The organism is Marinobacterium sedimentorum, assembly GCF_024267675.1.
In the GTDB taxonomy this organism is placed as follows: domain Bacteria; phylum Pseudomonadota; class Gammaproteobacteria; order Pseudomonadales; family Balneatricaceae; genus Marinobacterium_A; species Marinobacterium_A sedimentorum.
Genome location: NZ_JALDYX010000002.1, coordinates 12,513 through 38,264, shown reverse-complemented (window position 1 = coordinate 38,264; position 25,752 = coordinate 12,513). Strand labels below are relative to the sequence as shown.

General features: G+C 56.1%; 20 protein-coding genes. 5 read left to right on the top strand and 15 right to left on the bottom strand.

Annotated features, from left to right (window positions below; genetic code table 11):
• Positions 1–142: 142 nt before the first annotated feature.
• Positions 143–1,000, top strand: coding sequence for a PA4780 family RIO1-like protein kinase (locus tag MRS74_RS02595; protein ID WP_254578711.1), 858 nt, complete (start codon positions 143–145; stop codon positions 998–1,000).
• A gap of 67 nt (positions 1,001–1,067) precedes the next feature.
• Here the strand turns inward: MRS74_RS02595 and MRS74_RS02590 are convergent, their stop codons facing one another.
• The 8 genes from MRS74_RS02590 to MRS74_RS02555 all read right to left on the bottom strand — a co-directional run bounded on the left by MRS74_RS02590 (position 1,068) and on the right by MRS74_RS02555 (position 12,699).
• Complete coding sequence (locus MRS74_RS02590) at positions 1,068–1,604, bottom strand: YaeQ family protein (RefSeq protein WP_254578710.1); 537 nt, start codon at positions 1,602–1,604, stop codon at positions 1,068–1,070.
• Between the two features lie 179 nt (positions 1,605–1,783).
• The gene (locus MRS74_RS02585; RefSeq protein WP_254578709.1) at positions 1,784–3,502 is read right to left on the bottom strand and encodes a putative bifunctional diguanylate cyclase/phosphodiesterase; all 1,719 of its coding nucleotides are present in this window, start codon (positions 3,500–3,502) and stop codon (positions 1,784–1,786) included.
• Between the two features lie 301 nt (positions 3,503–3,803).
• Positions 3,804–4,958 carry a sensor histidine kinase gene (locus MRS74_RS02580; RefSeq protein ID WP_254578708.1) on the bottom strand — a complete coding sequence of 385 codons (1,155 nt, stop codon included), beginning with the start codon at positions 4,956–4,958 and terminating at the stop codon, positions 3,804–3,806.
• Positions 4,958–8,473 (bottom strand): response regulator, encoded by a 3,516-nt coding sequence (locus MRS74_RS02575; protein ID WP_254578707.1) that lies wholly within the window; start codon positions 8,471–8,473, stop codon positions 4,958–4,960. Before MRS74_RS02575 ends, MRS74_RS02580 begins: the two co-directional genes overlap by 1 nt.
• Positions 8,470–9,069 (bottom strand): chemotaxis protein CheB, encoded by a 600-nt coding sequence (locus tag MRS74_RS02570; RefSeq protein ID WP_254578706.1) that lies wholly within the window; start codon positions 9,067–9,069, stop codon positions 8,470–8,472. Before MRS74_RS02570 ends, MRS74_RS02575 begins: the two co-directional genes overlap by 4 nt.
• Positions 9,062–9,886, bottom strand: coding sequence for a CheR family methyltransferase (locus MRS74_RS02565; RefSeq protein ID WP_254578705.1), 825 nt, complete (start codon positions 9,884–9,886; stop codon positions 9,062–9,064). Before MRS74_RS02565 ends, MRS74_RS02570 begins: the two co-directional genes overlap by 8 nt.
• Positions 9,887–10,527: 641 nt before the next feature.
• The gene (locus MRS74_RS02560) at positions 10,528–11,301 is read right to left on the bottom strand and encodes an N-acetylmuramidase domain-containing protein (protein WP_254578704.1); all 774 of its coding nucleotides are present in this window, start codon (positions 11,299–11,301) and stop codon (positions 10,528–10,530) included.
• 339 nt (positions 11,302–11,640) lie between these two features.
• On the bottom strand, positions 11,641–12,699 hold the full coding sequence (locus tag MRS74_RS02555) for an NAD(P)H-dependent flavin oxidoreductase (RefSeq protein WP_254578703.1): 1,059 nt from the start codon (positions 12,697–12,699) through the stop codon (positions 11,641–11,643).
• Between the two features lie 335 nt (positions 12,700–13,034).
• Here MRS74_RS02555 and MRS74_RS02550 point away from each other — a divergent pair, with 335 nt between their 5' ends.
• Positions 13,035–14,807, top strand: coding sequence for an SLC13 family permease (locus MRS74_RS02550; protein ID WP_254578702.1), 1,773 nt, complete (start codon positions 13,035–13,037; stop codon positions 14,805–14,807).
• A gap of 144 nt (positions 14,808–14,951) precedes the next feature.
• Here the strand turns inward: MRS74_RS02550 and MRS74_RS02545 are convergent, their stop codons facing one another.
• The 5 genes from MRS74_RS02545 to MRS74_RS02525 all read right to left on the bottom strand — a co-directional run bounded on the left by MRS74_RS02545 (position 14,952) and on the right by MRS74_RS02525 (position 18,543).
• Positions 14,952–15,923: a prenyltransferase gene (locus tag MRS74_RS02545; RefSeq protein ID WP_254578701.1), complete on the bottom strand. Its 972-nt coding sequence runs from the start codon at positions 15,921–15,923 to the stop codon at positions 14,952–14,954.
• 185 nt (positions 15,924–16,108) lie between these two features.
• Positions 16,109–16,417, bottom strand: a complete 309-nt coding sequence (locus MRS74_RS02540) for a hypothetical protein (protein WP_254578700.1) — start codon at positions 16,415–16,417, stop codon at positions 16,109–16,111.
• 2 nt (positions 16,418–16,419) lie between these two features.
• Positions 16,420–16,893 (bottom strand): hypothetical protein, encoded by a 474-nt coding sequence (locus tag MRS74_RS02535; RefSeq protein WP_254578699.1) that lies wholly within the window; start codon positions 16,891–16,893, stop codon positions 16,420–16,422.
• Between the two features lie 413 nt (positions 16,894–17,306).
• Positions 17,307–17,498 carry a hypothetical protein gene (locus tag MRS74_RS02530; protein WP_254578698.1) on the bottom strand — a complete coding sequence of 64 codons (192 nt, stop codon included), beginning with the start codon at positions 17,496–17,498 and terminating at the stop codon, positions 17,307–17,309.
• 337 nt (positions 17,499–17,835) lie between these two features.
• The gene (locus MRS74_RS02525; RefSeq protein WP_438362313.1) at positions 17,836–18,543 is read right to left on the bottom strand and encodes a VIT1/CCC1 transporter family protein; all 708 of its coding nucleotides are present in this window, start codon (positions 18,541–18,543) and stop codon (positions 17,836–17,838) included.
• A gap of 539 nt (positions 18,544–19,082) precedes the next feature.
• Here MRS74_RS02525 and MRS74_RS02520 point away from each other — a divergent pair.
• Together MRS74_RS02520 and MRS74_RS02515 are read left to right on the top strand one after the other, a co-directional pair.
• Positions 19,083–19,871, top strand: a complete 789-nt coding sequence (locus MRS74_RS02520) for a cyclase family protein (RefSeq protein ID WP_254578697.1) — start codon at positions 19,083–19,085, stop codon at positions 19,869–19,871.
• Between the two features lie 130 nt (positions 19,872–20,001).
• Positions 20,002–21,396: a purine-cytosine permease family protein gene (locus tag MRS74_RS02515; RefSeq protein ID WP_254578696.1), complete on the top strand. Its 1,395-nt coding sequence runs from the start codon at positions 20,002–20,004 to the stop codon at positions 21,394–21,396.
• Positions 21,397–21,925: 529 nt separating this feature from the next.
• Here MRS74_RS02515 and MRS74_RS02510 read toward each other — a convergent pair.
• On the bottom strand, positions 21,926–24,112 hold the full coding sequence (locus MRS74_RS02510; RefSeq protein ID WP_254578695.1) for an OsmC domain/YcaO domain-containing protein: 2,187 nt from the start codon (positions 24,110–24,112) through the stop codon (positions 21,926–21,928).
• Between the two features lie 394 nt (positions 24,113–24,506).
• Here MRS74_RS02510 and MRS74_RS02505 point away from each other — a divergent pair, with 394 nt between their 5' ends.
• The gene (locus tag MRS74_RS02505; protein WP_254578694.1) at positions 24,507–25,322 is read left to right on the top strand and encodes an SDR family NAD(P)-dependent oxidoreductase; all 816 of its coding nucleotides are present in this window, start codon (positions 24,507–24,509) and stop codon (positions 25,320–25,322) included.
• Between the two features lie 84 nt (positions 25,323–25,406).
• On the opposite strand, the gene MRS74_RS02500 is transcribed toward MRS74_RS02505, so the two are convergent.
• Positions 25,407–25,607 carry a hypothetical protein gene (locus MRS74_RS02500; RefSeq protein ID WP_254578693.1) on the bottom strand — a complete coding sequence of 67 codons (201 nt, stop codon included), beginning with the start codon at positions 25,605–25,607 and terminating at the stop codon, positions 25,407–25,409.
• Positions 25,608–25,752 lie beyond the last annotated feature (145 nt).

Genomic DNA, 25,752 nt, shown 5'->3' with positions numbered 1-25,752 from the left:
AGACTCCCAGCCCCGGCCCCGTCCCGCAGCTGGGTCCCCATTTTGTCAAGGAGTCTACTGGATGCCGCTGTTCCACCCATACCCGCTGGCCTGTACAGGCGGCGTTGTTCCATCCAGCCCCTGGTTCAGGTAACAGGGCACCATGAAAACTCCCAAACGCATACTGCCCCTGGTCGAAGATGGCCTGGTGGATGAAGTGATCAGCCGGCTGATGAGCGGCAAGGAAGCCGACGTCTACGTGGTGCGCTGCGGCACCGAGATACGCTGTGCCAAGGTCTACAAGGATGCCACCAAACGCAGCTTCAAGCAGGCGGTCAACTATCAGGAAGGCCGCAAGGTCAAGAACAGCCGCCGCGCCCGGGCCATGGAAAAAGGCTCTAAATTCGGTCGCAAGCAGCAGGAAGAAACCTGGCAGAACGCCGAGGTCGATGCCCTCTATCGGCTGGCAGCGGCCGGCGTGCGCGTGCCGCAGCCCTATGGCTGCATGGATGGCGTGCTGCTGATGGAACTGATAACAGACGAAGCCGGCGATGTCGCGCCGCGTCTGAGTGATGTCTCCATGTCCGCCGAGCAGGCGCTGGAAGATCACGCCCTGCTGATGAACTACGTGATGCGCATGCTCTGCGCCGGCGTCGTGCACGGTGACCTGTCGGAATTCAACGTTCTGGTGGACGAATACGGCCCGGTGATTATCGACCTGCCCCAGGCGGTGGATGCGGCGGCCAACAACCACGCCCAATCGATGCTGGCGCGGGATGTCGACAACATGACCCACTATTACGGCCAGTTCGCCCCGGAACTTCTGGGCAGCCGCTATGCCAAGGAAATCTGGGCACTGTACGAAGAAGGCAAGCTGCATGAAGACATTGAGCTGACCGGCGAGTTCGCCGAAAGCACTGAAAGTGCCGATGTGGATGCGGTACTGGACGAGATCAAATCGGTGTTTGCCGAGGAACAGGCCCGCCAGGAACGGCTGCGCGAAGCCGAACAGGAAAGCTAGGACTGCATCCAAGGTCGGTGCCCTCCCCGTTACGGGGGCGGGCGCCGCCCCCTACTTTTCTGTACCCTCAGGCCTGCTGCAGTACCGTCCAGGACACTTCGCACTCCCCCCCCGCCGCGGCAACATAGGCCGAATCCCCGGTGATGGTGACGGACAGATCCATGGTGCGTTCCACCAGCGCAGCCAGGGCTTCAATCTCTGCCCATTCAAAGCGGAAAACAGACGCCTTCAGCGCCGAAAACTTGCTGCGACCCTGCTCCCACCAAACATCCGACTTGGTATTGAAGCTGTACACTCGCACTTCCCGCGCCTGGTGCGTGGCCTTCTTGACCCTATCCAGCGCAGGCTCACCCACATCAATCCAGAGCGCAATCTGATCATCCAGCGTGCGCGCCCAGAGATCGGGCTCTTCGGCCGCACTGATACCCTTGGTGAAGACCAGATGTTCACGGGCATTCAGACAGTACGCCAGCACCCGCACCATCATCCGCTCTAGGGTCTCGGACGGATGCTGAGCAATGGTGAGGTTGAGGGTGTCGTAATAGTCGCGGTTCAGATCAGACAGTGAAATCCGCGCTTTGTAGATGGTAGGTTTAACTGCCACAGATAAGGACCTTAAGGATTCGTAAATGGCGCATCCTGCTTCACGCCACAAAATACAGGGCAAAGATAGTGCCTTATCTGCCAGTTGCTTGCCAGCGGCTTTTGGCGGCGGCAGGGGCGAAAGTGCTGTGCCAAAGGCCACCGGGGGGAATGTGCGTGAGTAGCCTGGCGACAATTGGATTAAAAGAAGTCACCTTGGCCATTTTTCAGCATGGCGGCCAGATCCTGCGCCGATGCCGGGCGCTGCAGATAATAGCCCTGTACCAGTGCACAACCCTCAGAGCGCAGGAAATCGAGCTGTTCAAGGGTTTCGACACCCTCCGCGATCACCCGAATATTGAGTTTTGCCGCCATCGCAATAATCGCACTGTTAATGGCGACATCATCCGCATCCTGCGGAATATCACACACGAAGGAACGGTCAATCTTGAGTGCATCGACCGGAAACCGCTTGAGATAACTCAGGCTGGAATAACCGGTACCAAAGTCGTCAAGCGAGATTGAGATACCACAGGCCCGCAGCTCCTGCAGTGTCCTCAGGGACGCTGCCGTATCCTGCATCAGGGTACTCTCGGTGATCTCCACTTCCAGGAACTCGGGTGGCAGTTCATTTTCATCAAGCACCGTTTTGACAAGATCCAACAGGTTTTTCTGTCGGAACTGGCAGGCAGAAAAATTCACCGCGACCCGCAGTGGCGGATAACCCGTATCACGCCAGATCCGAGCCTGAGCACAGGCCTTGCGCAGCACCCATTCCCCCAAGGGCACCACCAGGCCGGATTCTTCTGCCAGCGGGATAAACTGCTCCGGGCTGACCAGCCCCCGCTCAGGACACCGCCAGCGCAGCAATGCCTCGACACCCACTATATGGCCCGTTGCCAGCTCGACCTGCGGCTGATAGTGCAGCACGAACTCCCTTTGCTCCAGTGCGCGCCGCAGCGCTTTCAACAGCTCCAGTCGCTCGGCTTTTTTCTCACCTATTTCCGAGCGATAGAACTCGTATTGACTACCACCGGTCTGCTTCGCGAGGTACATCGACATATCGGCGTTGCGCAGCAACTCTTCACTGTCGGTACCATCGGCTGGAAATACGCTGATGCCTACACTCGCCCGGATCTGCAGTGTCTGCTCCAAGACGTCCAGCGGATGCGATAACTGATCGATAATCTTCCTGGCCGCCACTGCCGCATCTTCACGATGATCCAGATTAGTCAAAATCAGGGCAAACTCATCGCCAGAAAGACGCGCAACCGTATCACTGGTGCGCACGGCCTGGGTCAGGCGGTCCGCGACCGTCTTGAGCAGAGCATCGCCAGCATTGTGGCCGAGGCTGTCGTTAACATCCTTGAAGTTGTCCAAGTCCAGATAGAGGACCCCAACCAGACCTGACGACCGCTGCGCCACACGCAGACTGTGACTGAGGCGGTCGATGAACAGTACCCGGTTTGGCAACCCTGTGAGCGCATCATAATTAGCCAGAAAATGGAGCCGCTTCTGTGCTTCTCGATTTTCACGACGCGTAACAGCTTCACGCAATTCACGTTCGACCGCCGAGGCCAGGCGCTTAAGATGCCCTTTTATCAAGTAGTCCTGGGCCCCCTGCTTGATTGCCGCAACGGCCCTTTCTTCACCTATAGTGCCGGAAACAAAGATGAACGGTATATCCAGATTATGCCGTCGCACGATATCAAGAGCATCGTGGCCGTTAAAGGTGGGCATGGAAAAATCGGAGAAAACGATGTCCCAGGGCTCCTGCTGCAACGCACTTTCCAGTGCCTCGCGGGTGTCGACACAGATAAAACTCGGGTTGTACCCACCCCGCTTGAGCTCATTCACCAGCAGGAGAGTGTCATTCAACTCATCCTCGACTATCAGCGCCCGTAAAGTTTCAATGCTCATCGTCTTGTCATCCATGTTGTACGACGCCGGCCAGGAGTGTAGTCGCCTCTTTCTCACCTAATACCATACTATAGTAGTTCATGCAGCAGCGGCCTACAGTTGCCGAGATGGCCAACAACCTGGGCAGCTACAGATCCAGCAGAACAACTGCGGGTAATGATGCCGCGAGGCACCCTTGCGGCTGATCGCAGGGGAAAAGGTCGTCAAGCGCCTCGACACAATCGCGCACCACAGCGACCGCAATGCGAATATCACTTTTTTAATCGCTCGCAGCGCCAGCACCTCACCGTCAGGATTATCCTCAACCAACAGTATCGGATTCTGCTTCATGCCCCGCGTCCCTCCCATTCGGCAGGGTAAAGTAAAACGTTGCGCCCTCGCCAATGGCAGCTTCGGCCCAGATGCGGCCCCCGTGACGATGCACAATGCGTTGCACTGTTGCCAGCCCAATGCCGGTTCCCGGATACTCCTGCTCCTTGTGCAGTCTCTGGAAAGCACCAAAGAGTTTCTCCGCATACGCCATATCGAATCCGGCACCCCTGTCCCGTATAAAATAACAGGCCTCGCTGTTGAGCACGCAGACGCCGAACTCGATCATTGCGACCTGGCACTTGCCGGAGTACTTCCAGGCATTGTTCAGCAGGTTTTCCAACGCAATACGTATTAGATGCGGGTCTGCCTGCACCCTGGCACTGGAGGCGATCTCGATGTCGATCTCCCGGCGGGGATCGCTGTCACGCATATCCGCCAGCACTGACTCTGCCAGAGCACTGATATCGAACTCACTGCGGTTAAGACCGGCTCGACTGATTCGCGATAGCTTGAGCAGCGCATCGATAAGGGTGTCCATTCGCTGGGCGGCAGCACGCACTCTGGCCAGGTAATCGCAGCCGACTTCACCCAACTGGTCATTATAGCCCTCCATCAGAGCCTGGCTGAAACCGTCGATAGCTCGCAGCGGAGCGCGAAGATCATGTGACACCGAATAGCTGAAGGCTTCGAGTTCCTTGTTGACCGCCTCCAGCTCCTCGGTACGACGATGCAGTTCCTGTTCATGCTCGTACATGTCGATGAAAAGCTTTACCTTGTTGAGCAGTACTTCCGGCTTGAATGGCTTGACGATATAGCTGAAGGCTCCCTTCTCATAACCGTGGAAGATATTGATGTGCTCGGTATAAATAGCCGATACAAATATAAAGGGCATTTTGGCGGTTTTTTCTTTCTGGCGCAGCAGCTCGGCCAGTTCGTACCCGTCCATCTCAGGCATCTGTATGTCCAGCAGCGCCAGCGCAAAATCGTGATGCAGCGTAAGCATTAAAGCTTCGTTGCCACTGGCCGCGCGATACAGCTCGACCGGCAAGTGCCTCAGCAGACGCTCCAGCACCAAAAGGTTCTCAGGTTTGTCATCCACCATCAGAATCTTCGGTTTTGGCAGCAGTACCCTACTATCATGCATCACTTTCTCACCCATATTCTCATGAGAGACATCAGACGTTCGACATCTACCGGTTTAGATATGTAGTCATTCGCTCCAGCCTCGATACACTTCTGACGATCCTCCTTCATCGCCTTGGCGGTCAGGGCAAGAATCGGCAGATCCCGAAACTCACTACGCTGCCGAATGCGCTGCATACACTCGTAACCATCCATCTCCGGCATCATGATGTCCATCAGCACAAAATCCATCTCCGGATTCGCATCCAGAATTTTCAGCGCTGTACAGCCATTCTCCGCCTTGTGTATTTCCATGCCCTTTTCCTTCAGAACCTTCCCCAGCGCAAAAATATTACGCATATCATCGTCGACAAGCAGAATCTGCTTACCCTGCAGAAGCGCCTCCTTGTCATACAAACGGGTAATCATGTCTTTTTTGGACGCTGGCAGATCTTTTACTGTTCTGTGAAGGAAAAGTGCCGTTTCATCAAGCAGCCGCTCCTCGCTTTTCACACCTTTCACAATAATGGTCTCGGTGTATTGTTGCAGCTCGTCATTTTCCTGCTGTGTCAATTCCTTACCGGTATAGACAATGATGGAGGGCATTTTATCGCCGCTTTTCTTTTTCAGCGCCTGAATAAACTCGAAACCGCTTATGTCCGGCAGGCCGACATCGAGCACGATGCAATCGATGGTGCGCTCGTCATACACCCTCAACGCTTCCTGGGCAGTACCGGCGCCAATACACTGCACGTCGCCATTGCCAATGAGTTTCACTATAGCCCTGCGCATGGCCTCGTTATCTTCAACGATCAGCAAACTCTTCATTTTTCGATTAATAAAACCTTCGATGCGTTCGAAAACCGCGTCGAGTTGGGCCTTGGTAACAGGCTTGGTCAGGTAATCGACCGCGCCGAACCTGATCGGGGCCAGCGTCTTTTCATTGGCTGACACAATGTGAACGGGGATATGCCGTACCACTGGATCGCTCTTCAACTCCTTGAGCACCATGTGTCCGTCGATACCGGGCAGCTCCAGATCCAGAATAATTGCCTGCGGCAGATATTCAGCCGCAAGCTGAAGTCCATCTTCACCGGTCGCCGCATTGATGTGCTTGAATCCCTTTTGGGTGGCCTGAACGGCCAGTATACGCGCGAAATCAGCATCATCTTCGATGATCAATACAACCGGATCTTTATCCCGAATGTCATCACGCTGATCAGCAATACTGGGATAATTCAGAAACCGATTCTGATCCGGGTCAGAGACTACCTTCTGCCGAGTGCGCTCGAGATGCAGCGGCTTTTCAGTGGCCGGCGAGTCGGCAATTTCCATCGGCAATACCAGGGTAAAGGTTGACCCTGCACCCAGCACGCTTTTCATCGTTACGCTGCCACCCAGCAACTTGGCCAATTCACGGCAAATGGACAGCCCCAGCCCAGTCCCCCCATATCTCCTCGCGGTGCCCCCCTCGGCCTGGACAAAAGCTTCGAAAATTGCGTCCTGCTTGCCTTCGGCAACACCAATACCGGTATCAGTCACGGCAATGCAAAGCTTGTCGTTCGAATGACGCTGAAAGCTGATATCAACTCCGCCATCATCGGAGAATTTCAGGGCGTTTGAGATAAGGTTATTGAGAATCTGTTCCAGCCGGTGCCTATCCGTGCGAATGGACTGCGGCAGCAATGGATCAACAGAAACATCCAGTTTTAGCTTCTTATCCTGCGCCAGACGGCGGAAATTGCGTTTCAGATCAGCGGCAAAATCAGCAAGACCAAGACTGGTGACATTTAGCTCAAGCCGTCCCGCCTCGACCTTGGAGAGGTCGAGAATATCGTTAATAAGACGTAACAGATCGTCCCCGCTCTTGCTGATTACCTGTGCACTTTCTACCTGTTCAGCATCCAGGTTGCCCTGGGTGTTGCAGGCCAGATCATTCGCCAAAATCAACAGGCTGTTCAGCGGCGTTCGCAGTTCATGACTCATGTTCGCCAGGAACTCGCTCTTGTATTTGCTGCTGATCTCCAGCTGCCTGGCCTTGAGCTGTATGTTTTCGGTGACCGTTTCCAGGTCCCTGTTCTTTTGCATGATGAGCTGAGTTTGTTCTTCAAGCTCTTCGTTGGCCGTCTGCAGCTCTTCCCGCTGCTCGCCAAGCTGCTGGGTTTGCTCTTCCAGCTCTTCGTTGGTTTGCTCAAGTTCTTCCTGCTGTTGCTGCAGTTCCTCACTTTGCTGCTGGGTTTCTTCGAGCAACAGCCTGATCTTCCGATGCGCCGCGGCTGAGTGGAGCGATATGCCAATCGTTTTCATACTGGATTGAATGAATTCCTGCTCCACTTCGCTGAAAGCCCCGAACTTGCCCAGCTCCAGAACCCCCAGGGTGCTGTCCTCAAACGAAAACGGGCACAGAAACAGATCAGGCGGCGGGACATCGATCACCGACGACCTTACTCGAATGCTGTCTTCACTCATGTCAGAGAGCGACATTGGCGCTTTCCCCGCGGCAACCTGCCCGATAAGGCCTTCGCCCATTCTGAATCGAGTTTCCATATCGCGACCACCAAAGGCATAACTGCCAAACAGCGATAACTGAGTCTGCGCTTCATCCGCCAAATACAGGGCGCCAATGCTGGCGCCGGTATAGGTCGCCATGAATGCCACAATGCTTGAAGCCAGCTGCTCAAGGTTCTTGTCACCACGCATAGCGGTATTGAGCTCGTTTTGCCCACAGGTCAACCAGTTAAACCGTTCAGACTCCTGCGTCTTGGCTTTGAGTGAGTCACGCATATTGACCAGCGCAGCTCCGAGTATCTCCAGCTCCCTGGACCCACCGACGTTCACGTCAACATCCAGCTTGCCGTTGCCGATATGCTCTGCCACAGAAACGGCCTGAGCCACAGGACGGGTAATGGAACGAATAATAAAGATGGACAGTAGAACGCCTATAAATAACCCCATACCGAGCAGGGCCCGCTCAAAGTTACCCAGAAAGGTAATTTGACTGGACATAAGGTTGAAATCTGTCCGTAACAACTGCCGCTGACTATCGACCATTTCACTCAGGATATTACTGATCTGCGTCCCAATCGGTATGACTTTGGCACTCAAGATTTCAAGTGCCTGCTGCCTGTCGGTAAGTGCAAGTGCATCCACCTGACTCTCGTAAACTTCCAGCTCATCCAGCAGGGGATTAAGGCTTTCCAGCCGGGCGACATTGTCAGCATGGGTCCAGTCTTGCGACAGAGCTTCATATCGCTGCAGCGGACCACGGATTTTATTTTTCCACGCCTGTCGCCGTTCCTCCCTGAATTGATCCTCTCCGACAATAAGCCACCCCTGTAACGCCGAGAGCGATGCGCTGGTGCCCTGCGTGATTTCCAGACCGGCTTTGGTCGTCGGTTCGCGCAATTCGATGAGGCGGCCCGCGATCTGCCGCAGTTCGCCGATATGCCAAATGGTTAGCACAACAGCGACGGCCAGTAGCGCCGCCATCAACGTATAGCCCAGACCTATTTTCTGGGCCAGCGTTCTGATTTTCATTTTGACCCTCTGGTCCGTTGCACCCAATGCAAACTGATTAGCAGCTCACGAATCTCATCGATTGGCAGCACATAATCCGGCTCCGCGAGTCGAATTGCGGCCAGGGGCATGGTGCTTGATTCCGCCGTTTCCGGGTCCTGTACTATCGTCAAGCCACCGTTGTTTTTGATAGATTGCAGCCCTCTGGCGCCATCCGAGTTGGCGCCTGTCATGACGATACCGATCAGGCCTGCTCCGCAGCTTTGCGCCGCGGTCTCGAACAACACGTCGATCGAGGGTCTGGCATAGTTAACGCTCTCGTCCAGCGTCAGGGTACAGCTGCGATCCTCCTCAACCAGTAAATGATAATTGGCCGGTGCCAGATAGACCTTTCCAGGTACGATCGCTTCTTTTTCGTCGGCCTCTTTTATCTCGAGTGCGCACTGCGCATTCAAGATTGAAACCCAGTTTCCATCAGATCGCGGCGAAATATGCTGGACGATGAGTATAGGGAAGGATAAATCCCCTGGCAGTTCCGCCAACAGCCTCTTAAGAGCCTGGAGCCCGCCCGCGGAGGTACCTATAACCACCAATTCGAATTTCTGCGTGCTATCCATAGCGATAATTTTTCCGATAAATCTTCTGATCTTTATCCATATCTGAGTACCGGTCGCGATAGTTCGAAAAGCGTAATGATTCCTTTCTTCCGAGACACAGAACTCCGCCCTTGACCAAAGATCCATTAAAGAGCCCGTAGACCTTGTTTTGTAAGTCAGCATTAAAATAGATAAGAACGTTTCTGCAAACCACCATATGAGTCTCGGCAAAGTCACTGTCGGTCACCAGATTGTGGTTTGCCCAGACAATATTTTTCTTGAGCGAAAGATCCATAATGGCTGAATCGTACTGCGCATGATAATAATCGGCGAACGCGGCTTTTGCGCCCGAACGCTGATAGTTCCAGGCATAGCTTTTCATACGTTCCGCGGGATAAATTCCTGCCTTTGCCTGCTCAAGCACGACCTGATTAAAATCAGTGGCGTAAATCCGGACCCGATCATACAACCCCTCCTCTTGCAGCAATATGGCCATCGAGTAGACTTCTTCACCGGTACTGCAACCGGCATGCCAAATTTTGACATAAGACCAGGTTCGAAGTAGGGGTATGACTTTTTCGCGTACCGCCCTGTAAAAACCAGGATCCCTGAACATTTCGGTAACATTTATACTCAGATCCCGCAGCAGGCAGGCCGCAAAACGGGTATCAGACAATACCTTGCACTGGAGCAACGCTAGATTGTCGAGCTCGGAAAGCCGGAGTCTCTGAAGTACCCTTCGCTTTATGTGGGCTCTAGAGTAGCCGCGAAAGTCATAGCCATACCGGCTATAAATGGCACTCAACAGGGCATCAAGGTCCGGGTCAGTCAGTTCCATTATCGTTCGTAACATCCATTTAATTGAGTGAAAATAAAATCTGACTCAACGTCTGAAATAAATCTGAAGAACCTCGTGGCAATGCCAGGTAAAAAAGCCGCGCAGCCAAACGATTGTGGTAGCGACACCGATAAGGCAGACGCCGGCTTTTCACCTCAAAAAAGTGATGACTCAGAACAGCTTAGACCATCACAGCAAAAAAACTCAAGCCTGCAGGAGCGCCTTCCGGTTATGCCAGTTTTCCGTGGTGGCCCTGAACATCCAGTGTCCTAAAGATCGACGTTATCTCAGCTGTAATAGACTCGTATCCTGAGAAGGTCAGAGCTGGTAACCAAGGAAGAATCAGCAAAATACACACAAATAAAATGCGGGATTTCTGTATTTTTTGTTACTCCTTCGTTTCCACACCCCCCTTTGCGCTCTCTATAAATTCCCAATCCTCTTTCATGGATCCTGATTATTCACTGGAGGGCGACAGGCTGCTAGGTTCCCGCAACAGACGCTGACAAATTCGAACATGGCGAATCCAGCATCAGGCTACAAGATACGGCGCCGAAAGCGTGCCTCTTCGACGCCTGTGCGGTGACTTTTGGCGGTGGCCAGGACGTTAGTGGCGCGCCAAGGCCACGGGGGAATCTGCATTAGCTGCCAAAAGCCGCCTGGACCAGGGCGCGCTCGGTATCCGGATCCAGCTCGCCACTTTGAGTCAAACCCAGACGTTCCTGAAACTGCACCAGCCCGGAGCGGGTTCTGCGCCCACGCACCCCGTCGACAGGGCCAGGATCAAACCCCAGAAACAGCAGTGCCGCCTGGGCGGTACGCAGCCCCAGATTGGGCAGCGCCACGCGAAAGCGCGCATGGGCGGCGGCCAGACGGGTATCGTAATCGTTTTTTCGAAACGCAGGACCATTGTAGCCCCGGGCGAATAGCTCCCAGTTTTTCTGTTGCATCGCATTGGCCAGATTATTGCCCTTGATAAAGTGCGCCATGGCCAGAATCTGGCTGTCTTCATCCGCCACCATCCCACTGACCATCGCGTCGACACTGGCGTACCCCGCCACTGCGTAGTTAAAACCCATCACCTGGCCGATACCCCATGAGGCACTTTCAAGCGCAGCCTGGGCATCAAGCTTCATGGCTGCCTCCAGCCGGGCGTACTCGCCGGGGCCTCCGGCATAGGCGCCGGGCGCGCTGCTGCTGATATTGGGATTCACCTGATCGAAGGCGCCGTCGGTGCGGCGATGAAAGATGTGGCGTTCAAACAAAATGCGGGGTTTTCGATTCTCCAGGAAGCCAAAGCCCCGTGTTTCAACACTGAGCACGGCCCAGACCTCAGCACCGCCAACGCCCAGGGTATCGCAGATCTGCTCCAGGCCACTGTCGCTTAACGGCCGACCCTTGCTTTGAAAATTCATGCCAAACTCCCTTTTGATTTACCCCCTGTGACACAGAGCCTGTGCCGACAAGGGTACAAAAGAAAATCTAGGTCGTTTTAAAGCCGCCGGCCAACTATTAAACAACTGTTTGGCTATAAGGCATTTATCTTGTGGTATATCGAAGGGTTGAAACCGGTTGCTGAATCAAGGTGAAAGGGACAAGACTGCTGGAGCCCGCCAATGTAAACACCTGCGTAGAAAGCCTGCTAGCCTGCACCCCGGAATTCGCGGGCTCATACCAGGTGACCGACGGTAACCCTCAGGGTGGCAATGAGCGAAGCGAATTCCGACAGCCACAGCGAAGCTGTGAAGAGCGGATCAGGCGTTGAGGTCAGCACCGAGCTGGCGCGTCAGCTCGCCGGCGGGTATCACTCTGCAACCGCTGGCATTCTGGCCGCACCAGAGTGGCGTAAAATCGCTACTGCCCTGCTTTTCGGCTGCCGCACGCAGCGGCCCGATGGCCGTCGTCGCCAGTGGAAACGCAGGCACCGCAGCGTTCAGTGGGCCCAGCTCCCGTATCACACGATTGACAATGCCCCGCGCCGGCCGCCCGGTGAACAGATTAGTCAGGGCGGTGTAGCTAGCCGCCGGACTCTGCGATGCCGCGCGCAGCAGCGCAGCGCGGTGCAGGTCGCTGATCAGGCTTTCCGGACACAAAAGATAGGCCGTACCCAGCTGTACCCCCTGGGCGCCGAGGGCCATGGCCGCGCGGATCCCCTGCGCATCGGCGATGCCGCCGGCCGCCACCACCGGAATCGACACCGCTTGCACCATCTGTGGCAGTAACGCGAAGGTGCCGCTCTGGCGGCTCAGATCCATCGACAGGAAATGCCCCCGGTGACCACCGGCTTCAAGCCCCTGGGCAATCAGGATATCCACGCCACGGGCTTCGAGCCAGAGCGCTTCTTCCACAGTAGTGGCCGAGCACATTACCTTGGATCCCCAGCTCTTCACCCGCGCCACCAGCGCATCCGACGGCAGTCCAAAATGAAAGCTGACCACCGCCGGCCGGAAGGGCTCCAGCACATCCGCCATTGCATCGTTAAAGGGCGCACGCCCGGCCCCCGGCGGGATAGTCTGCGCATCCACGCCAAACTCGCGGTAAAACGGCGCCATTACCTGGCGCCAGCCCTCCTCACGCACGGCATCTGCCTGCGGTGGCCGATGACAGAAAAAATTGACGTTAAAGGGCCGCTGCGTGGCACTTGTTAGCGCCATGAGCTCGGCCTGCATGCCTGCCGCTGTCAGCATGGCGCAGGGCAAGGACCCCAGGCCACCGGCGTTACACACGGCGGCGGCAAGTGCATGGCCCTGGGCACCCGCCATGGGCGCCTGAATGATGGGCAATTCGATACCCAGTTGCTGTTGCAGTGTCATTGCATTACTCCCCTGTCTGCCAATCCCAGGCTCTGAGCCTGCCATTCTGCACTCTGAACGCTCGCCGGAACAGCCCCCACGCCTGCGCGCCAGGCGCTGAAGCCCGCAGGTCTGCCGTACAGCTGTCCTGATAATTTGCATATTTCCATTTGATCTAATAATAGCGAAACATATTCTTATTTGTTATTTAAGCGCCGCCTTATACTCCGCCCAGTCGTCATCAGGAGCACTTCAACCGCCCCTGAAAAAATGACAAGCGCACGACCAAAACCCTGCAAAACCCTCAATAAAACACACGACAACTTTGACCCATAAGGTCACCGGAAGCCGCAACGATGCAATGGCAAGGCTGGTTTTCCCTGGCGCTCACCGCCAGCGTATTGATAACCCTGATTAGCAGCCAGATTCGCCCCCATCTGGTCATGATGGCTGCACTCAGCCTGCTAAGTCTTGCCGGCATACTGAACCCTGCCGATGCCCTTGCAGGCTTTGGCAACAGCGGACTCATCACGGTGGCAGCGATGTTCATCGTAGCGGCGGGCATGCACGCCTCAGGGGCTGCCGACCTGCTGATTGACCGGGTGCTAGGCACACCCGCCACCGAACGCGGTGCGCTTGCGCGCCTGTTCACCCCCGTGGTGGTGCTCAGTGCCTTTCTGAACAACACGCCTGTGGTCGCCACCCTGATTCCGGCGGTGCACAGCTGGTCGCGGCGAATCGGCATAGCGCCGTCCAAACTGATGATTCCGCTGAGCTACTGCGCCATCCTGGGCGGTACTCTGACACTGATCGGCACCAGCACCAACCTGATCGTCAATGCCCAGTACCAGACGCTGACCGGGAGCCCCGGCTTCTCGCTGTTTGCCATCACCGCCGTAGGCCTGCCGGTGGCACTGGGGGGCCTTGCATTCATGTGGCTGTTTTTCCCCCACTGGCTGCCGAGCCGCGAGCCCGACAGTGCCTTTGCCAATCTGCGGGAATTCACCCTGGAGGTCGCCATAGACCCCCGCGGCCCCCTGGTGGGTCGCAGCGTGGAACAGGCCGGTCTGCGCCACCTCAAGCGCGTCTACCTGGTGGAGATCGAGCGTGATGGCGCCCTGGTCACCGCGGTCTCATCCGAGGAACCGTTGCAGGGCGGCGACCGGCTGGTTTTCGCCGGAGATATCGAGGCCATCACCGATCTGCTGCGCATCAAGGGCATTATTCCCTCGGCGGAAAACGCGGCCGCTCAAGTCTTGCAGCAACAGCGCCCCGAACGCTGCCTGGTGGAAGCTGTGGTCTCACCGCACTGCGCCGCCGTTGGTCTGGCGATTCGGGATGCGCGCTTTCGCGAGCGTTACGGCGCCGTTGTGCTGGCGGTAGCACGCCACGGCGAGCGCATTCGGGGTAATCTCAGCACCATTACCTTGCAGGCGGGCGATACCCTGCTGCTGGAAGCCAGGCCCGCCTTTGTCACCCGCCAGCGCTACAACAAGGATTTTTTGCTGATCAGCGATATGGGTACCGAAACGCCACGTCACGGCCAGGCGCTGCTGGCCTGGGCCATTCTAATCAGTGTGATCGGTGCTGCCAGCATTGGGCTTATCAGCATGCTCAATGCCGCGCTGCTGGGCGCCGGCCTGATGCTTGCCAGCGGCTGCTGCTCGGTGAGTCAGGCGGAAAAGAGCCTGGATCTGAATGTGATAATCACCATCGCCGCCTCTTTCGCCCTGGGCACGGCGCTGGAAAAAACCGGCGTGGCGACTTTCCTGGCCGAACATATTATTTATCTGAGCCAGGATAGCGACTGGCTGTTACTGGTACTGACCTATGTCACTGTATCGTTGCTCACCGAGGTGATCACCAACAATGCCGCCGCCATACTGATGCTGCCGATAGTGCTGCAAATAACCGAGATGGGCGGCTTGAATAGCGAGCCCTTTGTATTCGCCATCATGATGGCGGCCTCCGCCAGCTTTGCGACTCCGCTGGGCTACCAGACCAACCTGATGGTGTACGGGCCCGGCAACTATCACTTCGCCGACTTCCTGCGTGTTGGCGTACCGATGAACCTGGTCACCGGGACGGTGACGCTGGCGGTATTGCTGCTGGGCTGGCCGCTGCGATAGCGCAGGTCATGACTGACATTGCGGATTAAAGGACGGACCGCTATAGAAGACCGGCATCAAGACTCGGCATAAGGCGTGAAAATACAACAGGGGCGGGGCTGCGGCTCGTCGCATTAATACCGAAGCCCAGCTTGATCTGCCCCCTCATACCGATAGGAGTATCCAGGCGGCCAGCCAGACCCCGCCCAGCATATGGATCATCAGTGTCAGTTGAATGCTGCGTGTCAGGCGTGCAGTCCCGGCGCCGATGCCAAAGGCCGCATAGAGTGCCGCCAGCAGCAGCACAATGCCGGGGATCAGCCCCGCAGCGCCCTGCAGCATCCCCAGGGAAACGGCCACGGCGAGTACCGCAAACGCCAGTAACTGAACCAGCAGATACAGCAAGCGTGTTCGGCTCAGCCCCAGCCGTACCACCAGCGTATGCTTGCCGACCGCCTGGTCTGCCTTCAGATCCGGTACCTCATTCATCAGCAGAATGGCCATGACCCAGCAGGCAATGGGCAGCGACAGCACCAGTGCACCCACGATGGAGATACCACTTTGCAGCCAGGCGGCACCCGTCACCGGCAGTATGCCAAATCCCGCGCCCACGGCCAGCTCCCCCAGCCCGCGGGCATTAAGCTGCACCGGCGGAATCGAATACAGCAGGCCCAGCGCGACGCCCACCAGTCCCAGCAGCAGCACCACCATACCCTTGTGCGCCACCAGCGCGGCACCTAAAGCCATACCCAGTATCAACAGCACGCCGCCCCAGACGGCCATTTGCCGCACGCTCATGACGCCATTCTGGATAAAGCGGGACCCGCCGGTAAATGGAAAAATGCGTTCGTCGTTGTTCCGGTCGCTGCCACCCAGATCATCGAACACATCATTCAGCACATTGGCCGCAGCATGGATAAAGACGATGGATGCCAGTGCCAGCAGCAGCGCGGTCCAGTCCAGCTCGCCGGCAACCTTGTAACCCCAGCTGGTACCCACCAGCACCGGCAGTACCGAGGCGGTCAGGAACGCCGGACGGGTAGCCAGCAACAGGCGCCTGAGCAGACTGGACAGGTCAGAACCTCCCAGCTGTTCGACGGATGGTTCGGCGGGTGTAGTTTTCGGGTTAGCGGTCATTTGTTCTCGTGGTCCATACGCAGAATCGGCTTACCAACACTATAGAGGCGAACATCAACCCGCGTGTTGCGACCTCGATCAAGGGGCAGGCAAAGGCCGAGCAGGCTTCGGAACGATCGGCGGTGTTATCATGGTTGGGAAGCGCCATGGCAGAAAGGCGCAGGGGGGTCACTTTTATCAAAGTGCTAGACAAAAAAGCCGGCAATGATCAGGCCGCTAAGCACAACACTGGTGACAATGGTCAGTGCCAGCGCATTGCCACTGACGCGGGCACCCCACCCCAGCTGCGCGAAAACGATACCGAGCAGCAGAAAAAGCAGCAGATCCAAAACGCCATGGGTGACCCAGTGATGACCCGTTGCGACTTTCATCCAGGCCAGCACAGTCTCTTCGTTAAGCTCCTTGAGCACGACCAGCAGCGCGCTCAGCAGGCTGGTAACGGCCAGTGCCAGGCCAAAAGAGACGGTGTATTTGCCAGTAGTGGTGTCTTTCATCGTTACATTCCCGCTGCGACCTTGCCAAGCAAGGCCATCTTGGATCCCATGCTGATAAAGGCGCCCGCCCCTTCCATGGCCAGCCCGAGCACGATAATCAAACCGGCAACCGACAGTACCAGAGTGCGCACCGCTCGGTTGGATGTCAGGTTAAATGCCGCCACCGGAAGGTAGCTCGCCAGCAGCAGCAGCGTAAAAAACACATGTTCCTTGGTTTCCATGAAGAAGCTGTGTGCGAACGGCCAGGGCCCGGCATTGATCAGCGCCTTGTCGGCGCCGTAAAAAAGCACATACCAGTACCCGCCTACCAGATAGCTCAGCCACATCAGCACTGCGCACGCAAGACTCGCCACTCTGATCCGCCCGGCACTTACCCGCGACTCAGTGTTCAGCGCTTCGACGAACACCCAGAGCGACGCCAGAATCGCCAGCACCCCGAAGCTGGGGTGCAACATTAAAATGAGTTCGTTGGCCATCACTCCACCCCGATTACAGCCCTGTTCGTCAGCACCCGAGCTTACATAATTCAACTGCTTGCTCTGTATCAACCTTAGGCCATGCTGGAACTTATGACAGGTAATTCAGGGCATTGCCTGTCAAAGCTTGATCTGAATCAAAACTTACCCGGGCAGCCAAGGGTTTGAAAAAAGCAGATCAGCTTGCGGGAAAAAACAAAAAAAAGCGGCTGCCTCTATGGCAGCCGCTTATCCTAAGGCACCGCTATTTCGCTTTTTTCAGCAGCTTTTTAAGCTTTTTAAGTTTGCCTTCGTGCTTGGCAATCTTGGCTTTGCGCGCTGCGATATCTTTTTTTACAGCCTTTACCTTGGCCATGGTGACGCTCTCCTTAGTTAATTCAGCAGGATGCCGTTCCGCCAGCCGCCGAGAACAGCTAAGGTTCCGGATGCTCCGAGCCCTCTGCCGCCTTTTCATGCTCTGCCAGAAACAGGCGTATAAAGCGACGTACTTCACGTGCAGCGCTGGTATCGAGCTCCTCACAGATGGATACGAAGCGATCCCGCTGCATATCATTAATGCGAATCACCAGCTGACTGTTCTTTTTTGCCTTGATGCTTTTGTCCATATAACCCTTTCAGGCCACTGCAACACCTGTGGCTGTTGCTTCAAACAAGAAACTCCAGCAAAGCCGGGCAAAATACGCATATCCCTTGCACAGCGAACGTACATCAAATGTATACACAAAAAGCCTAATAGCCGGATTCCGATTACGCAACCCCGTCATAAAAACTTAATACTCTAGTCATTACTGCGCACTGTCTGTGAGGCCGAAAGGACCAATACCAGGCCATCAGGGCTGTCGGATACTGCGCGCAGCCACGCACACAGAGGCGCAGGCGCAGGCGCAGAAAGGTCAGGTCGCACCCGGTCAGGCACCGGGCAAGCAAGGACGCAGGAATACGCTAAATGGCCACCCCGAGAAGGGCCCCCACGCCGGCTGTCAGCGCCATTGCCAATGCCCCCCAGAAGGTGACACGCAAGATTGCCGGCCATACAGGAGCACCGCCTGAACGTGCGGACAGATACCCCAGCAGCGCAAGAAACAACAGTGCACTGCCCGAGACGGCCAACACCAGTATGGACGCCGGAAACAGGAAAACAACCAGAAGCGGAAGCACCGCACCCACCGCAAAGGTAGCAGCGGACGCCAAGGCTGCCTGAACGGGCCGTGCCGCCAGGGTAGCGGAGATACCCAGCTCGTCGCGCGCATGCGCTCCGAGCGCATCATGCTCCATCAGCTGGGTCGCCACGTTAAACGCGAGTTCCCTGTCCAGCCCGCGCTTTACATAAATGTTCGTCAGCTCTGCGCGCTCAAGTTCAGGGGTCTCCTCGAGTTCTTTGCGTTCCCTGGTGAGATCAGCCTGTTCGGTATCAGCCTGGGAACTTACCGAGACATATTCACCGGCCGCCATCGACATGGCCCCCGCAACCAGGCCGGCAACGCCCGCGACCAGGATGCTCTGAGATCCGCCCCCTGCGGCGGCTACGCCGAGAATCAGGCTCGCCGTAGACACAATGCCGTCATTTGCGCCAAGAACCGCCGCCCGCAGCCATCCCGTGCGGTGCGTTTTATGCTTTTCAACATGCCTCATGCCTGCTTCCCTTTTCATGAAGGTGTCCGATGGCACCTGCGTCTAATATCGCACATGTACAGCCAGCATAGCGTTAAAAACGCAGAATAACCGACGGGATAATCGAAGCAACATAGCCATTCGGTAACCTCCCCTTTTAAACCAGCATCAAAATGAACCAGCGAAGTGCAGTCACAGTTAAACGCCAGAACCTGCTGCTTACAGCGCCAGCCTGCCTGTTCGTGATGAACTGAAACGAGTTTCCCACAAACCTTACCAGATTAAAAAACAACTGATTGATCATCAACTCAGCGCACCAACGGCAAGCAGGCACGATGCAAATATATTATTCAACCCACCACTCAGAGCTCAGTAAAACTATTTTAAAGTGAAAATCCGGATAGCAAAGGTCGATTATCCGGATAGTCTACTGGCACCTGTTTATTATATTTTGGTATCAATTGATACATGAATAAATTTTTAGAGCCCTGAAAATACAGACCTCAAAGAAACCGGGGAATGCAACCGTGTAATAGCGTAAGTCTATTGCCCAGTATAAAATAATAAAGGAGATATTCATGCCTTCTACGCTTGAACAGCTGGCTCAGAATTTAGCGGACAACAGCATCCGCATTGTGGATTTAACGCAAACCCTTTCTTCCGAATTCCCCGCCCTTGAGTTGCCGCCACAGTTCGCTCAGGTATGGGCTTTCAAACAGGAGCCTATTTCGAGATACGATGAAAATGGCCCTGGCTGGTACTGGAACAATTTCTCCTGCGGTGAACACACCGGCACCCACTTTGACGCCCCCGTGCATTGGATCAGCGGCAAAGACCACCCCAACAACAGCGTTGATACCATTGATGCGCGCCAGTTTATTGGCCCTGCCTGTGTGATTGATGCCAGCCAGAAAGTCGCCCACAACGATGACTGGCTACTCGACGTCGACTATCTGCTCAGCTGGGAAGAACAGCACGGGCGTATCCCCGCCGGTGCCTGGCTGCTGCTGCGTACCGACTGGAGCAAACGAATCTGCGACCCCGCCGCCTTTGTAAACATGCAGCAAGACGGCGCTCATACGCCGGGTCCCACCCAGGCTGCCGTTGAGTGGCTGATCAAGGAGCGGGATGTACGCGGTTTCGGCGTAGAAACCATCAATACCGATGCCGGGCAATCCTATGCCTGGCCCCTGGCCTATCCCTGCCACACGCTCATGCACGGGGCAAACAAATACGGTTTGCAATGCCTGATGAACCTGGATCAGCTGCCCCCCCAGGGCGCCATCATAGTGGCAGCCCCCCTGAAAATAAAAGACGGTTCCGGAAGCCCGCTACGAGTGCTTGCGCTGGTGCAGGACGAACTCTGACGCGCCCCTATCCACTCCCAGCCCAGGCGGCTGGCGCTGAGCCTTATGGCAACCCGTGCCGGCCAGCTGTAACGCAGCAAGGGAACAGACCAGGCACGGGATTTTGTAATTCACATCACAGGTAAGACAAATGGAAAACACCGAGATTCTGCAAACAGTCATGGAAGACCATGCTCTGGAAAGTGTGCCGGAACATGCACGCGAGGGTTGGTTAAAACTCTCCTGGAATACCGCGGGTATCGTCACCACCCTGATCCAGCTTTTCTTTGGCGCTCTGGCCACCTTTGTCGCCGGTTTCAAGATAGCGCTGATCGCAGGTATCACCGTGACCATTATAGGCTCACTTCTGGGGTGGCTTTGCGGTCACGTTGCCTATAAATCCGGATTATCCAGCACCGTAATGGCGCGCCAATACGGCTTTGGCATAAAAGGCTCGATCCTGGGCTCCGCTATCTTTGCCTTTATGATTATTGGCTTTCTGGCTCTGGAGAATGCCCTGCTCTACCAGGGATTTCTGTTTTTCTTCAACATGCCTGACACGGTCATGAACCAGGTCACTATATATGGTGCTCTATCCGCCGCCTGGATATTCCTCACCCTCTATGGTTTTAAACTGGTCTCCAGGGTCTCGTCCATCAGCCTCGTTCTGTTCCTGGTCATTCTGATCTACATGACCTACTCGGTGCTGATCACCACCAACCAGAGCTTTGCCGCCGCCACGTCTTTTGGCGCCATTCTCCCGGCCGAGGTGCTCGCGGGCATGGGCGCCAGCACTGACATGGGCAAGTTCATCTTCTGCATCAATCTGTTTATCGGCTCGGCCGGCGCTCTGGCACTGGTGGATGCAGATATAGGGCGCTATGCCAAAAGCTCAAAGGACATCGGCATTGCCGCCTTCCTCGGCAACCTGTTCCTGGACATAGTCATGGTGGTGATTGGCGGCGTGGTCATGTTTGCCGGCAGTGGCAGGCTGATCGACTCCTACCTGGCCAAGGGCATTCCTGCCGATGTTGCACAAAGCATGGCGCTGTCCCCCGATGGCGTGGCGGCGGCCTTTATCGTGTTTGGCGGCATTATCGGCTTTATCCTGATGATCATGGCCCAGGGAAAGGCCCAGGTACTCAATACCTACAGCGGCTCGCTGTCGTTATCCAACCTGTTTGACGCAGCCAACCTGCGCATGCCCCGCTGGATGCTGGTTGTCGCCGCCAACCTGATTGCCCTGGCGATGATCGCCATGAATATTCTGGGCCTGGTGCAGTCCTGGGTAAATATCCTGGGCGTGCTGACCACGGCCTTCGCCAGTATCATGCTGGCTGACTACTTTATTATTCGCCAGAACGGCCGTGACAAACGGGTACACAGCGAAGCGGTAAACTGGGCCGGTATCATCAGTACCCTGGTGGCCGCGGTACTGGCGCACTATGTGCTCAATAGCCTGATTCCGGTCGAGTTTTTTACCAGCCTGGTGGTGAGCGTAACCCTGTACGTGATTCTGCGTAAGTCGGTCTTTAAACCCGCCTGAACAGGCATGAGGTGCTGACCTGTTGGGCCAGCACCTCATCAAGACTTATCGGGCAGGGTTCAACTACATGGGTAACAGTGCAGTTCAATGACATGGGTAACACTTTGCTGGGAGTTTGTATGTCTTGGAACTTGGAGCTGCAGTGCTGGCGGACGCTTCGAGGGTGATTGAGAGTCTGTATTTCGCCTATGGGCGACATACTTTCTTTGCTCGTGCAAAGAAAGTATGCAAAGAAAGCACGCCCCAATGAAGCCTTTTCACTGCGCGCTGAAGTCATTCTGCGGGCGGCGCTAACGGAACATCCTGTTCCTAATCGCCGGCTTGGCAGTCCCTGCCCCGCCCCTTCGGGCCTGATCGCACAATGACTTCAGTGCTCGTCGGCTTCATAAGGGGGGAACAAGAGCCGCTCTGGCAGATTGGTACTGATCGGATCGCAGGGAATGGACTTTCAGGATGCCTATGACTTTCCAGCGAATTGCGCCGAGCGGCGGAACGCCGCCCGGTACAAGGGTTACTTCGTGACTATCGGTTAGCGCGCTGACTTTGCAGCCCGCAGTGCGTGCAGCTTTTTGTAGCTTTCGATCAGGCGCAGGTGCTTGTCCAGACCTTCGAGTTGCATATTGGTGGATGTCAGCCCGTAGAAACGCACGCTGCCATCCACCGAACCGACCACGGCATCCATGACCTGCTCGCCAAACATGCGTTTGAGGTTGGTGAGGAAGTCATCGAGATCAAGCTCGTCATCCAGAGTGATTTCCAGCACGGCATTCACCGCGCGGTAGAAGAGCCCGCGCTCAACCGTGTTGTTGTTGTACTGCAGGAAGCTTTCGACCAGTTCCAGCGCTTCTTCATGCTGTTGCAGCGCCAGGTAGATCAGCAGCTTCAGCTCAAGAATCGTTAACTGTCCCCAGACGGTGTTTTCATCAAACACTATGCCAATCAGGGTGATGATATCCATGTAGTTGTCGAGCTGACTTTCTTCCAGGCGCTCCGCCAGTTCCGCCAGCTGCTCATCATTCAGGGAATGGAGGTTAAGGATATCTTCGCGGTAGTTCAGGGCCACGTTGGTGTTGTCCCAGATCAGATCCTCCACCGAGTAGACTTCCGAATAGCCCGGCACCAGGATACGGCAGGCAGGCGCCCCAAGGTCTTGATGCACGGCCATATAGACCTCTTTGCCCATGTCCTTGAGGATGCCGAACAGGCAGCGGGCCTCTTCTTCGTTCGTGCCGGAGAAATCCCATTCGCAGAATTCAAAATCCTGCCGGGCACTGAAAAAGTGCCAGGAAATAACGCCGGTAGAATCGATGAAGTGCTCAACAAAGTTGTTGGGTTCACAGACAGCCATGCCGTTAAAGGTGGGCGGCGGTACATCGTTCAGGCCTTCAAAGCTGCGGCCCTGCAGCAATTCGGTAAGACTGCGCTCCAGTGCAACTTCCAGGCTTGGGTGTGCGCCGAAAGAAGCAAAGACACCGCCTGTTCTGGGGTTCATCAGGGTGACGCAGGCCACCGGGAACTGGCCACCCAGGGAAGCATCCTTTACCAGTACCGGAAAGCCCTGCGCTTCCAGTGCCTTGATGCCTTCGAGGACATCGGGATACTTTGCCAGCACCTGAGGGGGCACATCGGGCAGCGCAATTTCACCTTCGATGATCTGCTTCTTCACCGCCCGTTCAAAGATCTCTGACAGGCACTGCACCTGGGCTTCGTACAGGGTATTACCGGCGCTCATGCCATTGCTGAGGAACAGGTTCTCGATCAGGTTCGAGGGGAAGTACACAATCTCGCCATCGGACTGGCGCACAAAAGGCAGCGAGCAGATGCCGCGCTCGCTGTTGCCGGAGTTGGTATCGATCAGGTTAGAGCCGCCGAGCTCCCCGTCCGGGTTGTAGATGGGCAGACAGTAGTCATCCAGAATGCCCTTGGGCAATTCGTCCTGCGGCCCCGGCTTGAACCATTTCTCGTTCGGGTAATGCACGAAGTCGCTATTGGCGATGTCTTCACCAAAGAACTGATCGTTGTAGAAGAAGTTGCAGCTCAGGCGCTCGATAAACTCACCCAGCGCCGAACAGAGCGCACTTTCCTTGGTCGCGCCCTTGCCATTGGTAAAGCACATGGGCGAGGCAGCGTCACGGATGTGCAGCGACCATACATGGGGCACGATATTGCGCCAGGAGCCGATCTCGATCTTCATCCCAAGATCCGCGAGGATGGCCGTCATATTGGCGATGGTCTGCTCCAGCGGCAGATCCTTGCCAAGGATAAAGGTGCTGGAACCGCTCTCGGGTGTGGCCATCAGCAGGGCTTGCGCGTCCTGATCCAGGCTATCGACCGTTTCAATCTCAAATGTGGGGCCTGTCTGCACCACCTTCTTGACCGTACAGCGCTCAATTGAACGCAGGATACCGGCACGGTCCTTCTCGGACAGGTCTTCCGGCAGCTCAACCTGAATCTTGAAAATCTGGTTATAACGGTCTTCAGGGTCAACGATATTGTTCTGCGACAGACGGATATTGCTGGTAGGAATGTCACGCGCCAAGCAGTACACCCGCACGAAGTAAGCCGCACAGAGCGCCGAGGACGCCAGGAAGTAGTCGAACGGGCTCGGCGCCGAGCCATCGCCCTTGTAGCGTATGGGCTGATCGGTGATGACGGTGAAATCGTCAAACTTGGCTTCAAGTCTGAGATTGTCGAGAAAATTGACTTTGATTTCCATTCCGGGGGTACCAGGGTTGCAGAATTTGGCGGCCGATGAGCCTAGATGGTGGCCATTATCCAGCTTTTACCCCCCTTCGTCTCGAGTGTCCGGAACAAAGTGGCGGCGCCTTTGCAGCCAGGCATGCCGTGAGCGCGTGCGAACCGCAAGCTGTCGCCAGTCATCGGAAGCGCCGGCATGGGAGCAGAGCGCTTCGTAGCGAAGTCGTCGGTAATCTAGCCTGTCGGACTTACTAACCTGGCGGGCAAATAGGTTCCCTCCCTGCCGGTTGCAAGGATCGAACACTCCCGGGCGTGAAGCGCCACAGCGGACTATTTGCTTGTATTTATTGCGATGCACAAACTTCCGACTAAGCTCTAGTGTGCTTAACAATCCATTCAATGGAGGCATCAGCGTGGAAATCAAAAATAAAGTCGCCATCATCACCGGAGCCGGGAGCGGTATCGGTAACGCAGTTGCAATAGAACTCGCCAACCGGGGCATCAAGGCGGTTCTGATGGTCGACCTGACGCCCCAGGTCGAGGTCAACGCGGCGCAGGTGAACACCGAGGCTGGGCGCGAGGTTGCCTTCCCCTACCAGGGCGATGTAACCGACGCCATCTTCCGCGCCAAGGTATTCGACGATGCCCAGGCGAAGTTCGGCACCATCAGCATCTGTATCCCCGCCGCCGGCATCACCCGAGACTCACTGGCCGTGCGCCTGGACAAGGATACCGGCAAGGCCCGAATCTACGAACAGGAAAAATTTCAGCTGGTGATCGAGGTCAACCTGATTGCGCCGGTGTACTGGGCGCTGGAGATGGTGGCCCGTATTGCCGAGGTACGCTTCGCCGAAGGTCTGTCAAAATGGAAGGCCGATGAGGGCGTGCAGGGCGCAATCATCTTTATCGGCTCGGTATCATCCCAGGGCAACAAGGGACAGATTTCCTACGCTGCGACCAAGGCCGGGCTCGAAGGCGCCGCCGCCACCCTGATGAAGGAAGCGATCTTCTATGGCGTGCGCTGCGGGGTGATCCATCCCGGCTTCACCGATACGCCGATGGTGCGCGCCCTCGGGGAAGAGTACATCAAAAAGCACGTGTTGCCGGATACTCAGCTGGGCCGCCTGATCCGCCCCGCCGAAATCGCCGACGCCATCTGCTTCATGGTTTCCAACTCCGCCATCAGCGGCGAACTCTGGGCCGACGCCGGCTGGCATCCAAACCCCTGAAATACCCGCAAGATCCCGCCGCGGTCCTGCAGTATCGGACCGTGGGCGACAGCCTCCCACCCTGGCTGGACAGAAAAACCAAATTCAGCGCAGTAACGCCTGGGCCGCAAACGGCACCCTGTCGATGCTGCCGTGCCAGGCTTCCTCGGCCCTTTGTTCGTCCTGCCCACCCGCATCGGCGTAGAGCGAGAAGCACTGGTACTGCGCCTCCCAGTTGATGCCGATACCGAAGGTGATGCCGAGTTTTTCTTCAAGCCAGTCATAATCAGATTCCGGGTGTGCCATATTAACCTCCTGCCCCTTCCCTGTTCGCAGCCGGGCCGCAATGGCTCCGACAACCGCCAACAAGGATAGTCGAGACTGCAAAAAAACACCGCCTGAATACTGGTTTACCGCGCCCTGCCCGCTCCTTACATGACCTGAATCACAC

What these genes read in the sequence shown, in the direction of transcription:
- MRS74_RS02595 (WP_254578711.1), top strand. Translation starts at nt 143, where the DNA reads ATGAAAACTCCCAAACGCATACTGCCCCTGGTCGAAGATGGCCTGGTG.
- MRS74_RS02585 (WP_254578709.1), bottom strand. Translation starts at nt 3,502, where the DNA reads ATGAGCATTGAAACTTTACGGGCGCTGATAGTCGAGGATGAGTTGAAT.
- MRS74_RS02580 (WP_254578708.1), bottom strand. Translation starts at nt 4,958, where the DNA reads ATGCATGATAGTAGGGTACTGCTGCCAAAACCGAAGATTCTGATGGTG.
- MRS74_RS02575 (WP_254578707.1), bottom strand. Translation starts at nt 8,473, where the DNA reads ATGAAAATCAGAACGCTGGCCCAGAAAATAGGTCTGGGCTATACGTTG.
- MRS74_RS02570 (WP_254578706.1), bottom strand. Translation starts at nt 9,069, where the DNA reads ATGGATAGCACGCAGAAATTCGAATTGGTGGTTATAGGTACCTCCGCG.
- MRS74_RS02565 (WP_254578705.1), bottom strand. Translation starts at nt 9,886, where the DNA reads ATGGAACTGACTGACCCGGACCTTGATGCCCTGTTGAGTGCCATTTAT.
- MRS74_RS02560 (WP_254578704.1), bottom strand. Translation starts at nt 11,301, where the DNA reads ATGAATTTTCAAAGCAAGGGTCGGCCGTTAAGCGACAGTGGCCTGGAG.
- MRS74_RS02555 (WP_254578703.1), bottom strand. Translation starts at nt 12,699, where the DNA reads ATGACACTGCAACAGCAACTGGGTATCGAATTGCCCATCATTCAGGCG.
- MRS74_RS02550 (WP_254578702.1), top strand. Translation starts at nt 13,035, where the DNA reads ATGCAATGGCAAGGCTGGTTTTCCCTGGCGCTCACCGCCAGCGTATTG.
- MRS74_RS02545 (WP_254578701.1), bottom strand. Translation starts at nt 15,923, where the DNA reads ATGACCGCTAACCCGAAAACTACACCCGCCGAACCATCCGTCGAACAG.
- MRS74_RS02540 (WP_254578700.1), bottom strand. Translation starts at nt 16,417, where the DNA reads ATGAAAGACACCACTACTGGCAAATACACCGTCTCTTTTGGCCTGGCA.
- MRS74_RS02535 (WP_254578699.1), bottom strand. Translation starts at nt 16,893, where the DNA reads ATGGCCAACGAACTCATTTTAATGTTGCACCCCAGCTTCGGGGTGCTG.
- MRS74_RS02530 (WP_254578698.1), bottom strand. Translation starts at nt 17,498, where the DNA reads ATGGACAAAAGCATCAAGGCAAAAAAGAACAGTCAGCTGGTGATTCGC.
- MRS74_RS02525 (WP_438362313.1), bottom strand. Translation starts at nt 18,543, where the DNA reads ATGAAAAGGGAAGCAGGCATGAGGCATGTTGAAAAGCATAAAACGCAC.
- MRS74_RS02520 (WP_254578697.1), top strand. Translation starts at nt 19,083, where the DNA reads ATGCCTTCTACGCTTGAACAGCTGGCTCAGAATTTAGCGGACAACAGC.
- MRS74_RS02515 (WP_254578696.1), top strand. Translation starts at nt 20,002, where the DNA reads ATGGAAAACACCGAGATTCTGCAAACAGTCATGGAAGACCATGCTCTG.
- MRS74_RS02510 (WP_254578695.1), bottom strand. Translation starts at nt 24,112, where the DNA reads ATGGAAATCAAAGTCAATTTTCTCGACAATCTCAGACTTGAAGCCAAG.
- MRS74_RS02500 (WP_254578693.1), bottom strand. Translation starts at nt 25,607, where the DNA reads ATGGCACACCCGGAATCTGATTATGACTGGCTTGAAGAAAAACTCGGC.